Consider the following 15249-nt stretch of genomic DNA (forward strand, 5'->3'; position numbering starts at 1 on the left):
ACAAAAATCCTCTTGTTTAGCGAAGCAATGTTACATCACCTCTAACATCATATGTCTTACCATTTGTATATCGACCTGTTGCTCGATATACATACACCCCTTGCTCACAAAGTTTTCCCTTATAGTAGCCATCCCAACCTACATTAATATCATTGCTTTCAAATAGGAGATTCCCCCAACGATTGTAGATAAGGAGCCTGTACACCACAACACCAGCACTTACAGGATGGAAAACCTCATTTTTATAATCTGGAGTTTCAAAGACTCCGCCATTTCCACCGTTTATGTTAGGAATAAATGCATTAGGGAATTTAATAATCCCTTCGCCAATAACCTTTACACCTGCTTTTACCAGCGTATCATCAACACAACCGTTGGCTGATGTTGCAGTTAATCGGACATCATAGTTCCCTAAATTTTTGTACAAATATTCTGGTGATTGAACCGTTGAAGATCCAACGCCATCCCCAAAGTCCCATGAGAACGTAGAACCTTCAGTCGATGTATTATAAAAATGCACCTTCGCTTCTGGCAGCATAGCCTCCGCTGGAGCCAACTTGAAGCTGGCTATAGGATTCGGGAAAACATCGAGCGTATGGTAGGAATATGTTGTCCCTCCATCGCCTTTTACAGTTAGCTGAACATGATACTTCCCTGGTTTAGGATACGTATGCTTAGGACTCTCCTCTGTAGACTTAGTTCCATCTCCAAAATCCCACTCCAAAGATTTATAGTACTTAGCCTGATGCATAAACTGTGTTTCTAAAGGCGCACAGCTACTACTTGTAGTTGCGGAAAAGATAGATATAGGAACACCTGGCTTTAAATACAAAAATTGAGTCATCTCATCTTTACAATTCCCATTGGAAACCTTCAATGTTACATTGTACTTATACTCATTAGCCTCAGGTCCCCATGTCTTATAGGTATAGACAGGTGGAGTTATACCGACATACTTACCTCCATCACCAAAAGTCCACTCATAGTTCCAATTTGGAGACATTGGAGCGGTTTTATTCGTAATCAAGAATGACGCATCGGGATAGGTTCGCAAAGGAGGTTCTATTGTAAAGTATGCTGTTGGCGCTGCAAATACCGTAAAATCTTTAGTAGAAGAGTTTACGCATCCAAATTCTGATTTTGCAGTCAGCTTAACCCTAAACGTCTTGTCATCCTGACTTAAATTTTGAAATACATGGCTAGGCGAAGCAATATGAGCAGTAACTCCATCAGCAAAATCCCAGTCAAAATAGGTTGCATTCTTCGACTCATTGGCAAAAGTTACTGTAAGAGGATTACATCCTGCATCTGAAGGTGTGTAACTAAACAACGATTTCACATGAGGATAAGTATACACCTTTTGCGAGGTGCTGTCTTTACAGCCAAAATCGCTCACAACTTTTTGCCAAACAATAGTCTCCTTCGTTACATCATTCAAGTTGTCTATACTAAACTGAACGTTAGAATTTCCATTGCGAACAATAGAATTATCTCTATCAGCATCCAACCAAAAGATGTAAGACGGCATTGCTCCTACCGATAAATTCTTAACATCAACACTAAAAGGAGCACAACCAGTTGAAGTGCCAATTACCATTTGAGCCTTAGGTACAGGACGAACAACTACTGTTTTAGTCGTAAAATCTGTACACCCATGAGCCGAACTAGATCGAAGTTGAACTGAATAACTTTTATTCTGAGTATTCGATAAGTTAGTAAATGTAAATTTGGGATTGGCCTCTGCCGAGCTCCCTAAATCACCAAATGTCCAACTATACGAAGTTGCATTACTGAATGATTTTGTACGATTAGTGAAGTTTACCACGAGCGGGTTACATGCTTCAGTAACATCCATATCGAAATCACTATGCGTTCCTGGGTAGACATTCACAGAACGTTCGACCTCCTTAAAGCATCCTGCATCGCCCTTATAGAACACTTTCAACTTAATTTTTTCAGTTTGTATACTATAATCGGGCGTTGAATTAATAAAATTCAAAGTAGGAATCTGCTGCGTTGTATTCTGTCCATTTGACCCCAAAGTCCACTCATAACGATAGGCGGAAGATGGATAAGCATTCGTTACATTCACGGCCAAAGGAGTACACCCATCTATCTTATCTAAAGAAAAATCGGCCATTACCTTAGGGAAAACATCAACACGCTTAGTTGAAGTGCTGGTACATCCATCAGCATTTCTGGAGACTAACGTAACATTATAAATCTTCACATTTACGGTATCCGTATTGTTGTAAACAATAGGATCTGGAGTAATCTTTGAAGATGTTATACCATTACCAAAAGACCAAGTATAGCCAGAGGCTCCTGTTGTATTGTTTGTAAATGAAACCGTCAACGGATTACATCCTCTATTGGAGCTCAAATCAAAAGCAGATTTAACTTCGGGCTGTGCATCTACAGTTTTTGTTGCCTCCGCAGAACATCCAGTTGTGACATCGCGAGCGATAAGTTTCATCGTATAGGTATTAGTCGCCGCTCCCTCATTATAAATATAAGTTCGGAATCCATTTTTATCGGTAGTCAATGTGTCGCGCTTTGTTCCATTAACCGAATGGCCAAAATCCCAACTAAACTCGGTTCCATTCAAGGAGGCATTCGTTACATCAATTGGAAATGGCGTACATTTTGAGGGCTGAGTAAAAGTAAAGGCCGCCTCCACCTTGGGATACACATTTATTGTTCTATTAGCAATAGCCTTACATCCCTTCTGATTTACAGCCGTAACCGCCACTGTATAAGCCTTAGTGACTGCACCTCTATTGATAAACGTATGGTTAACAACCTCATCAACCGCAGCCGTTTTGGCCGATTCTCCATCTCCAAAATCCCATGCGTAGGCGAGAACTCCACCTGTCGAAGTATTAGTAATTGAAATTGGCAGATCTGAACATCCTGCTATTTTATCAGGCGTAAATGATGGTATTACGCGAGGATATACAGTTAGGGTTCTTGTAAACACATCTGAACAAGAAGTATTCTTATCAACAACGGTTAATGAAATTGGATAATTTTGAATCGTATTAGGAGATTCGCTATCAATAATTTTATCAAACGCGGCTTTATCAGACTTTACCTCTTTCTGAGGAACCGCCCCAATTGTATGCCCGTAATCCCACTGAAACTCCTGACCATTAAGCGATGTGTTGGTTAGCTTCACCCTAACAGGCGTACAAATATCCAACTCGTCTAACGTAAAGCTAGATTCGACACGAGGAACGATTGTAACATCCTGAACAACTTCAGCAATACAACCAATAGCATTTACCGCTTTCAATCGAGCATTAAATATTCTATCCGCAGCATTTCTATTAAGGTAGGCATGTTTTACAGGATCCAACTTATCGGTACTATAGGTTGAAGATTCATCACCAAATGTCCAGCTGTAGCCATTCGCGCCTGTCGTTTTATTTTCGAAGGACACAATCCCCTTACACTTATCTACAACAGTTGCCACAAACGAGGGAACAACACGAGGATAAATTGTAATATCACGAGTGGATACGGCAGAGCACCCCGTATTTTTATCGGTAACCGTGAGCGTTATGGTATAGGTTAGCACATTCGAAGGCTCTTCGCTATCCAATATCTTCTCAAAAGGATTTTTACTTGTGCGCGTTTCAACCTGAGCAACACCACCAATAGTATGGCCGTAATCCCACTTAAATTCGGTTCCATTTAGCGAAGAGTTTACCAAATTTACCTTGACTGGAGTACATTTCTCCAATACATCAAATGTAAAAGAGGATTCCACCCTAGGTTCTATGGCAACAGAAAATGTTTGTATCGATTTGCACCCCTTGTCATTTTCTGCCGTCAATACTGCGCTAAAGGTCTTTTGTGCGGCCGTTCTGTTTTCGTACACATGCTTTACGGGTGCTGTTGTAGTCACATTTAGCGACTGTCCATCACCAAAATCCCATGTATACTTTGTGCTTCCTTTAGAGGTATTCGTAAAGGTAACAGTTCCCGTACATTTGTCGTCAACAGTAAAAGCACCCTTTGCCTCAACTCGTGGATTAACGGTAATGGTTGCACTTGCCGCAGTTGCCTGGCAAACTCCTCCTGCATTGGTAGCAACCATCGAAATCGTATAATTCTGAGGAGCAGCCGTTACATTATCATAGTTTACCGTAAACGGAGTTCCAGTTGTTTTAGTTGCCGTTCCATTTCCAAAGTTCCAAACATAAGAAGTTGCACCCAAAGAGTTTGGAGTAATTGTCACATCAAATGGAGTACAAACGGAAGGCTGTTCAAGCGTAAAAGCCGCCTTTAAGAATGGGTAAACCGTAACTGGTTTAGTTTTAGAGGCAGAACAACCATATATGGAGCTAACTGTTAACGTCGGATTAAACAGCACATTGTTAATCGGATCAAAATTATTGTACGTATGAGAAACATTTGCACCAACACCCGTACCAGCATCATCAAACGACCAAGAGTAGTCGTACTTTGCCTCTGCCGTTGATGCTCTAAAAGCAACTGGCAGCGGATTACATCCCAAATTTTTGTCTAACGAAAAATCGGCAACAGGCTGAGGGTACACTCTCGCAAAATGAGAATTTGTTTCAAAACATCCACCCTCATTGGTAACTTTCAGATCTATAGAATAGTCCTTAGGATCTGCGGTTGTATTCGCAAAAGAATGCTGCCTCTCTAATACAAATCCATTTTCAACTAAAACAGGAGATCCGTCGTTAAAAGTCCACTCGTACTTATTTGCAGGATTTCCTTTTGATGTATTTACAATAGTCGCATTAAAAGGAGCACAACCTCCTAAGTCTTTAACAACAAAGTTTGGATCAATCTTAGAGTAAACAGTTATAGTTGTAGGCAAGGTATAAACGCTCTGGCAACCATCATCAGATTTAGCGGTTAACTTTACGCTATAGTTTACAGGAGCAGTAGTATTGTTATAGTAGGTATGAATTGGATTCTTGTCTGAGGAAGTCATTCCATCACCAAATTCCCAGTAAAAACTCGTAGATCCAGCGGATGAGTTGTTTGTTATGTTAGCTATAGTCCCGTCACAAGTTTTTGTACTTCCAAATGTAAAAAGAGCATTCACGTACGGCAGAATCGTAACCGTTTCCTGATGAGTATCCTTACAACCTCCAGCGCCTGTAACCTCAAGTTGTATTGTCCGCACATCTTTAGATGATTGATTTGCAGTAGAGTTAGCACCTGTAATTATGTGTACATTGGGATCTGTAGGCGACACATGCGAAAATCCGTTGGCAGCCCAATTCCACGTTTTAGAAGCAATCATACCCGAAGATGCATCTGTAATTACTGCCGTAAAATCGGGATTAGGACAACCTGTATTTTTATCAAGCGTAAAATATGCATCAACTTTACCGTACACGTCAATAGTATCTTTCGCAACCGACTTACAACCATACTTATTCATCATAGTCAAAGTCACGTCATGCGTCTTTTTTGCCTTATCTAGAACTGTAAATTCATGTTGAACAGACAGATTCTTCGTATTTAAGCTAACACCATCGCCAAAATCCCAAATAAAGGAGATATCCCCAGCTGGTAATGCCGTTGTTGGGGACGTATTTTCAAACTTTACTGTACGCGGAGAACAATATGTAGGAGTTGGATCAACCCGATTCAAAGATGCAGTTACAGCAGGATAAACCGTAATCTGCTTTTCAATAATGCTCCCGCAGTAGCCTGCGTTTTTTGCTACCAGCTGAACAGTGTAGGTAATAGGCTTATCCGTATTATTGACATAATCATGGGTAAATTCCTCTACAAGGCCTGCTGGATCAAATTTACTAGAAGAAGCAACCGTCCCATCACCAAAATTCCAGTCGAGGAGCGCGGCATTTAACGACGTGTTTTTAAAAGTAACTTTTAAAGGAGAACATCCTGTAATATTATCAACACTAAAATTCGCATTGATTGGATCAAAAATTTCTACATCAATATCCTTAGTTGCCTTCATTCCACAAGCACCAGAAATCTCTACGGTGTATCGCTTAGTTCCTGCTGCAGGCACATTAGCAACAGGGTTGTAAATAGCAGGATCGCTCAAATAATCAACAGGAGTCCACTTGTAGGTTGTTCCACCTTGAGCGTAAAGTTGCACAGGTGCTCCATAACAAACTCTTACAGAAGAAGCATCAACTCCCGATACATTGGCAGACAACTTCAACTCATTGAAATCTGAGAAGTAGCCATAATTACAACTACTATTTGGTCCGCCATAAAAGACTCCAAAGTGAAATAAATCCCCCTTATTACTAAGAATATTGGAAGTACCAACAATCAAATCTGGAGATGTAGCCTTCCTCCAGTCCAATATTTGAAGAAACCACCAGTCTGTTCCAGGAAGCTGCTTCCATGTTGTTCCAGCAACAACTTCAATATTTATTTTTTTCCCGTTGAGGTAAAATTCATCTTTACCTGCAGATCGAACCATTATATTTACATTAAAAGTCTTACCTGATTCCTGTAAATAATTGAAGGCAACCTGCGTACTCCCCGTACACTTATCAATAGAAGGAATCATTGCACCTCCTAGCTCGCAACCAAAACCTCCGACATGAAGCACAGAAACCGGCTTATCAGCATTCAGAGAACAGTAACTTCCTGAAAGAACGACCCGATGCTGCTGTCCAGCATTTATTGTAGCAGAAGTAAGAACTGTCCCATTGTTATTTCTCACTGTAATTACAGTGTTATCCTCGTAAGCTGTAATGTAACAGTCCTCCTCGTCTGCTGCAAAAAGTCCCGTTTTAAAAACAACAAATGTTTTACCTAACGCATCTTCATTTAGTATCTGATCACCAATAGTGTCGTCACAACCGGTTAGCCCTGAGACGGAATCGTCATTTGTCGTAATCGCAACTTTTTTATCGGAAGTGACCAATGTTCCCGCCAACCGATCAGCTGCAGCCTTGCTCGGGCTCCCAGGTTTCGAGGGTGTCCCACCTTTTAATGCAGGAACGACACATATCGCCTCTCCCTTTTTTAAAACAATCTGTCTACTGGTTCCCTTAGGAATTGCAATACCGTGCATATAAGCATCCTGGCTTGGAGTAATTGTAACAAGCGTATTATCTTCTGTAGCAACAATATTTATTGAAGAATATGGCTGAACGCCATAGTTTCCATTTATTCGTCGAGTCTGAAAAGGAACATAAAATTTAGATCCTAGCGCATTCTTGCCTTTCAGCGCATAAATCTCAGCATTCAATGGATTCTTAATCTGATAGTATGCAGTTACTGGCGTTGTCGCAGAAATTTTCAAACCGCATTTATTGGGAATTCCGGGAGTTCCATTCTCATACTTATTCTCCAAATCAGGAACTCCTGCTGCAGGATCAATAAAATTATTCAGATTTATGGTTCGAGAAGCGTGAGCGGGAATCGTGACCACTATGGGAACAAACCGAGAATCTGCCGGCATCGAAATAGTCACCGTAGACTCCATATCGAAGCTCGAAAATGTGAGTAAGGCATCCTTCCCCCCTGGGGCACCATGCGATGAAGTTACATCAGGAACGACGAACCAAAACTCTGTATCTACCTGTGCGAACGAATGAAGTCCCAAAATGGAGAAACAACAAATAAGCACAAAGCGCCTAATAAATTTAGGCACAACCTCCAATCTCATATCCAACAACCTTAAATGTATAATCTATAGTTAAGGGATAGCCCCTTATATGTCCCCATTCACAAGGATAAAGAAAGTAAAGTTTTTTTAAAAAAGACATTAAAAAATTTAACATCTCACCTTTTTTTAACTGCTTTTTAACGCTAAATTTCCCGTCGATATTGGCTATAAGAAATAATGAGGGAATATGAAAGAAAGGTTGTTGAGGATATTTGTGTGCATATCCATTTTCATTATTAGCGATTTAACCGCTGTCAAAGCACAGACGATTTACTTCAGTGAGGGGTTCGAATTAGGGAAAAAACCCAATAATTGGTCGGAAGAAACTATTGAAGGCTCCATTCCTTGGAGATTTAGAAACGGAGGGTACAACCCCGCAGATCCGAACCTCAGCTCCCCGTCCGAAAAATTCGATATGCTCCGAAATCCAAACCATGCGTACAAGGGCACCTTCAACTCTTGGTTTTTCACCCAAGGTATCGGAAAAGAGCAAACACGCTTGATAACACCTCCCATCGATTTAAGTTTCGGGATTACCCCCACGCTTTCCTTCTGGTTAGCTCTTCACGAATGGAGGGTTGCTACAGGAATCAACAATGACATTTTACGGGTATACTATAAGGTCGGTTCAACTGGTGGCTGGAGGCTACTACAAACCTACAACTTTATCCAAAATAGCTGGAGAGATTTTCAAATTGCCATTCCAGCCGAAGCTTGCCAAAAACAGGTCTACTTTGCCTTCGAAGGGTTAAGCCGTTGGGGTATGGGGGTTTGTCTCGATGAAATAAAAATAGAGGAAACAGGATCGTTAGATCGTTTTTTGGCCGCGGCAAGCATCGAAAATGCCTCTGAAGATATAATCCCTAACGGAACCAATAACAACCCGATCCTTTGCACCCGATTAAGGATATCTGGAAACCAAGGAAACGCCATACTAAACAAGCTTACCGTAAATGCTACAGGAACAAACGTTGCTGATATTACAAAGGTAAAGCTATATGCGACCAAGGAGCCCTTTTTCAACACGTCGACGTTGCTTGCAGCCGAGTCTTTAAACGGATCAAGCGTAACATTTAGTCCAAACACCAACCTAGAGACTGGCTATACCTATATATGGGTAACCTACGACATCTCGGCTGCAGCAAAAAGTAAAAACATAGTAGATGCATCTATTCCTGTTGATGGAATCCTCGTTAACACGGTTAAAGCGCCTTCAACAGTACTCAATTCTCCTGGAACAAGAGTAATAAAGCAGAATCTTTTTTTCGATGACTTCGAATCAGACAAAGGATGGGCTATAAACGGAGATTTTGAGATTGATGTACCCCAGGGTAAAAAGGGACTATACGGAAACCCAGACCCTTCCATCGCATATAGCGGCACCAAAGTTTTGGGTAACGACTTAACCCACGATGGAGTTTACGATCCAAATGTACGATCCAATGCTCCCTACACCGCTACATCTCCCAAAATAAACGCATCCTTTTATAGAGGCGTCGTAATCAACTACAAGAGATGGTTGAATGCCGATCTTTTTGACACACTAAAAGTGCAAGCGAGTAATGACAACGGCGTTACATGGAAAACCGTATGGTACAACTCCACCTATGCTCTCGACGACAGCTGGCAGTCGCACTCCATCACGCTTCCATCCGAATTTGACCGCAAAGAGGAGATTCGAGTTCGTTTCACCCTCTCCTACTCCAACGATACCAGAGAGTTTACCGGCTGGAACATTGACGACTTTTCGGTAATCGGAAACTTTATGGAAAAAGATCTTGCAATGGGAGCCATCATTAGCCCAACAAGCAGCTGCGGTAGCGCCACTGCAGGCCAACCCATCACCTTAAAGGTAAAAAATGCAGGCTCTAAAGAGGCTGTTGCTCCTATTCCTGTTAAGATATTTCTGAATGAAACAACGGTTCTTAACGACAATATTCAGCAAAATATTGCGCCTGGCACTGAAGCAACGGTTACCTTAACTCAAACGCTTCCGGCCAACCTTTACGGAGATATAAACGTAAAAGCGCAGCTGCTGCTACCCAATGACGAGGACTTATCTAACGATACGCTCTCCACAAATGTCTTTATCTCCCGTACCTTTGACACCCCCTACAACAATAGTTTTGATGTAGCCGACGACTGGTTTGCCAAAGGAGCGAACTGGAAGCATGGCACCTCTGCCATTACCAACATCCAAGGCGATTCTCCGAATGATCAAATGTGGATTACCAACCTAAACGGAAACTACGAGAATAACTCTAGGTCTACCCTTACGGGACCTTGCTTTAACATCGTTGGTCTCGAAAAACCGATGCTCGAATTCAAAACCAACTACATTACAGAGAAGGGGAAGGATGGCTTTACCGTCGAATATTCGGCAGACAATGGCCAAACATGGCAGCCTATTGGAAATAATACCGACGCATGGGATAATCTATGGAATTGGAATAAGCAGGAGACCATTGCTTCCGCTGCAAAGGTTGGATTTACGGGTAACAGCAACGGATGGCTAACGGTAAACCACCTCCTACCTGCATCGCTTTACGGATTAAAGGGAATAAAATTCCGTTTTAACTTTACCAGCGACGCCCAAAACAACATTTTTGAGGGAGCAGCAATCAACTCCTTCACCATAAAAGAATCACCCGACGATTTTGGCGTATCGGCACTTGTTGCACCCGTAGAAATTACAACAGGCGATATCTGCGCAAGCTATACCAACGCAGAAAAAATCACCTTTAAGATCAAAAATTACGGCATAAAGACTGCAAAAGCAGGCACTAAAATTAAGGTAGCCTTCCAATCGAACTACTCTAAGCCTTTATTAACCGTAGTTAACAAGGTAGAAAAATTCGAGGAGGAATTCACGCTACCAACCGATCTTGCCATTAATGCGGAACAAACCTTTACAACCGTAAAGACCATTAACATGGACCGAGGTGGAAAGTACGAGATCATCATTAAATCTTTTGACGATCCAGATAACTTCTACCAAACCAACAACGACAGCTTTACCAAAACTATTAGAGTAAACAAGCCAGTTGTAGACCTTGGTCCTACTGTTTACCTTCTTGCTGGAGTAAAAGAACAGCATCAATTTAATATTTCCGAGTATTCGATTGGATATACGGTAGATTGGGAGACAAAAGTTAACGGGACTTGGTCGCCCAGCGCAGGTGGTGGTGATACAAGAATCGCAAAGATTACCGACTTTATTGCCCCCAACAATAAGATAACCTACCGCGTTACCCTCACCGACGCTGTTTCGGGCTGTAAGGTTAGTAGCAACACCGATGTTTACAAGCGCAACCCCGACATTACCATGCTGAAGATTGTAACCCCTATTGATAGCTGCAGCCATAAGCAAAAACAGCAGTTTAAGGTTATAATTAAGAATACAGGTAGGGATATAGATACCATAAGAGCCAACGAGATCCTTACGCTTCAGCTAAACTTTAAGGGCATCCCCGGGCCAGCCCATCAGCTTAAGCTCGATAAGGACTTAGCTCCCGGCGCAACCCTCGAATATATCTACCCCGACGTTTTTGACATGTCGGCAACTGGAACAACCTACAGCGTAAAGCCATCGGTTACCATGATGTACGATGTAAACGCCGCCAACGATATACTCGATGCAACCATCAAATCGTTTGGATACCCCAACTTTGTGCTTACGCCTAAAACACAAGTTGTGGAAGCGCTAGACTATACCTACGATGCCGGAGCAGGCTATAAAGGTTACAAGTGGTACGATGCATCCACCTTACAAACCAATAAGGTTAGCGCACCAGGTCCCGACGGTGGTAAAATTTGGTGCGCGGTTACCGACAACAACGGCTGTACTACCAAATCGGAGGCAACCATCACCTTTGCCATAAAAGATATTGCCATAAAAAGCCTCAACAACATCCAAACAAAATGTACGCAGGAGGCAGGTTTAAAGCCATCTATCACCATCGAAAATAAGGGAAATGTAGCCATTCCCAATGGGACAACTATCCCTTTCGAAGTTGAAGTAAATGGGGTTAAGCATGCCGATAGCTTTGTGCTAACTTCCGACTTTGCAGCAGGAACAACGTTAGACGCTACGCTAAGCAAGCCTATCGACATACAAACCAAGGGAGACTACGCCGTTAAAGTAATCTCTCAGCTGGCTGGAGACCTTATTGCTGACAACAACGCCCTATCGGCCAACATTAAGACCTTTGGGCTTCCAGTATCTACTCTCCCTGCGACGGTAAATACTAAAGATGTCGATGCGAAACTTGATGCTGGTGCTGGATTTGTAGATTACCTTTGGAGTACGACAGAAATTAGTCAAGCCATTACCGTATCAAAAAATGGCGTATACACCGTTCGCATTACCGATGGCAATGGCTGCTCCGACAATTTCTCCTCTACCGTTACCTTTATCCGTAACGACTTGGCCATCGACTTAACATCGAGCTATGGCACCAACAACAACGTTTGTACAGGCACAACAGAGTATCCTGTATCTGTAAGAATTAGAAACACCGGAAATGACATTCTTAAAGTTGGCGCGATAGTCCCTGTATCGTACAAAGTAGGTGATGTAACCGTTGACGAAAATATAACGCTTACCGAAGAGCTCAAGCCTACAGGCAACACAATCTACACCTTTACCAAAAAGGTTGTATTTGATGCTGCGGGCACCAAAGCCCTTTCGGCTATGATTAAGATGGACGACGAAACCTTTGCCAACAACTTTACCGAAGTTGTAAACGTTCAGGTTGCGCAAACACCAACTGTATCGTTAGGCGATGACATTACCAGCACCAATGCCAACGTCACCATATTTCCTACAATTACCCCCGAATTGGCAGACTACACCTACCTTTGGAGCAATGCCGTTACCACCCGCAACAACACCGTTAGCCAGTCGGGCGAGTACACTCTGACGGTAAACAATAAGGGATGTAGCGCAAGCGATAAGATTATTGTCACCCTCAACAAGTTTGATATTGCTGCCGAAGCCGCCGCCATAGAAACTCCAGGTAACGGTTGCTTCTCTGCAGAAAGTAGAAAAGTTAGCCTTAACATTAAAAATAGCGGCTACGAACCCATACCTGCAAAAGAAAAAATTACGCTCACCTACAAGATAGCAGCAACTTCAGGAACTGAGATTGCAACCGCCACCGAAGAGTTAATCCTTGATGCACCTCTTGCCGTTGGCGAAAGCAAGGCTTATACCTTTACAAAAGTTGTGACAGCCCTTGCAGCCAATAGCTACAAGCTTACCGTAGGGGCTACCTTTGCCGCCGATGGCATAAGCGCCAATAACAGCGCAAGCAAGGAACTTACGGTTAATCCGCTTCCTGAAATAGCATTCCCTACAAGCATCAGCGCAGCTGGAACAGAGTATACTCTTACAGGGCCTGCTGACATGGCTAAATGGGAATGGAATACAGGTGCAACCACCCAATCGATAAAGGTTACCACCAGCGGAACCTACACCCTAACCGCCACCAACGCCTTTGGCTGTGCGGCCACCAAAACTACCACCGTTTCTTTTAGCGCAGATATAAGTCTTACCGCTATAAAGAATGGCAATGCCTGCCAGAATACGGAAGCTGCGCCTCTGATGGTTACCATTACCAATACAGGAACCAAAACAATTCCCAACGGGACTGCTCTTACCTTTAGCGGATCGGTAAATGGAACGGCCTTTAATCAAACAAAAACCTTAACGGCCGATTTAATACCCAATGCAACTATAGATGTTACGCTAACAACCACCCTTCCAACTAGCACAGCAGGCACCTACAAGGTAAACGTTGTAGTTGCGTTAGAAGGCGAGGTGGTAACAGCCAACAATTCGGCAGAAAAGAGCATAACCATCAATTCGGCTCCTACGGTTACGCTTCCTGCGGAGATTGTAGCTCCCGAAAACACCCAAAAACTTACAGGTCCGGATGGCTATACTTCATACGAATGGAAGAATGGCGCTACTGTTGTAGGAAAAGAGCAAAGCATTACGGTAAATGCGGCAGGAACTTATACGCTTACGGTAACCAACAGCAGCGGATGTTCGGCATCTGCAGCAACCCGCGTCATCTTTAAGCTTGGCGATATTGCCTTAAAGAGCATAAAGAATAGCGAAAAGGCTTGCCAATCTACCTCCGGCAATCCGTTAATCCTCGAAATTGGAAACGACGGACTATCGGCTATTGTAAAAGGTGAAACCATCAGCATAAACGGTACCGCAGATGGAGTTCCCTTTAATGCGACCTATACGCTTACCGACGACTTGCAGCCAAAAGCCACCACCATTATTACCACCACAGCCCTGATTCCTGCAACCACCGAAGGCAAGACGGTAGCGGTTGTGGCCAACGTATCATACCAGTTCGACAATAACCATAGCAACGAATCGGCCACCAAAAATATGCTGGTGGTCGCCAATCCAACCTTTAGCATCGACATGAAAACCGTTGCGGATAAGAGCGAGGCAACATTAACGGCCAACAAAACCGATTTGACCTACCTATGGTCAACAGGAAGCACCTCTCGCATTACAACAGTTTACGAAAATGCAATCTTCAAGGTAACAGGTACCAACGCCAACGGATGTAGCCTTACCAAGAATGTTCAGATAGACTTCATCGTTCCGAAATCGAAGAACTTCCTGATGGTTTATCCCGCTGTAAGCGAAACCAAGTGCCTACAGGATGCCTCTGCACCATTTGAAGTTTTCGTTACCAACGAAAGCCTCAACACTACCGTTGCAAAGGGCACCAACGTTAGCATCGAATGCAGTTACAAAATTACAAAGGCTGATGGCAAGCTGGAGGAGTACAAGTTTAGCGGAAGTTTAACCCTACCAACCGACTTGAAGTCTACCGGAAAAGAGAGATACAAGTTCGAAAACATGACCTCGCTCGGAAAACAAACCGAAAATATCATAAAGGAGGTTCCTGGAAAGCAGATTGTAACCGGCTTTACTACCGTAAACGGGATAAAAGGTCTCGAAAAAAGCACTCAATTCGAGATTTATCCGCTTCCGGTTGTTGAGTTTGGCAAGGATGTTATCTACCGTTCGCTACCAGGCGTTCTGAAGATAGATCTTCCTACCAACGGGTACACATTCCTTTGGAGCACCGGCGAGCAAACCAACAACATTATCGTAAAAGAGGAAGGCGAGTACTCCGTAACCGTTACCAGCAAGCAAGGCTGCGTTGCCAGCGATAAGGTGGAGGTTAAAGAGGGCTCCGAAAAGGCAAGTATAGATGTAAACGTTTACCCTAACCCCGCCTCTAACCTGGTTAATATCGAAGCTTTCGCAAAGGAAACCGAGGATATCATTGTAGAGGTATACACCTCTAGCGGAATTCTAATGCACAACCAGGAGTTTAAGCAATCGCGCCAAGCAGTTCTCGTAAACTTTGATGTAAGCAGCTACACATCGGGTAGCTACATTGTTATGGTTAGAACCAAAAGCACCAAAGTTGCCAAAATGCTAATTGTAGGCAAATAGTTTGCAAACATCATAAAAGGAGAGGCTACCTCATAGCGGGTAGCCTTTCTCTTTTTCAAAAAAACAGGTAAATCAAATAGAAGAACCTTATCCTGTAGCAAAA

The 15249-nt window shown here is 42.8% G+C and carries 2 protein-coding genes; one reads left to right on the plus strand and one right to left on the minus strand.

Features of this window, described 5'->3' with window-relative positions; translation table 11 throughout:
* Positions 1-16 precede the first annotated feature (16 nt).
* Positions 17-7648: a PKD domain-containing protein gene (locus L990_RS16785; protein WP_047451827.1), complete on the minus strand. Its 7632-nt coding sequence runs from the start codon at positions 7646-7648 to the stop codon at positions 17-19.
* A 187-nt stretch (positions 7649-7835) separates the two neighbouring features.
* Between L990_RS16785 and L990_RS16790 the strand changes: the two genes are divergently transcribed.
* Positions 7836-15146 carry a T9SS type A sorting domain-containing protein gene (locus tag L990_RS16790; RefSeq protein ID WP_047451829.1) on the plus strand — a complete coding sequence of 2437 codons (7311 nt, stop codon included), beginning with the start codon at positions 7836-7838 and terminating at the stop codon, positions 15144-15146.
* The last annotated feature ends 103 nt before the right edge of the window (positions 15147-15249 follow it).

This window comes from Alistipes sp. ZOR0009, from assembly GCF_000798815.1.
GTDB lineage: Bacteria > Bacteroidota > Bacteroidia > Bacteroidales > ZOR0009 > Acetobacteroides.

What these genes read in the sequence shown, in the direction of transcription:
- L990_RS16785 (WP_047451827.1), bottom strand. Translation starts at nt 7,648, where the DNA reads ATGAGATTGGAGGTTGTGCCTAAATTTATTAGGCGCTTTGTGCTTATT.
- L990_RS16790 (WP_047451829.1), top strand. Translation starts at nt 7,836, where the DNA reads ATGAAAGAAAGGTTGTTGAGGATATTTGTGTGCATATCCATTTTCATT.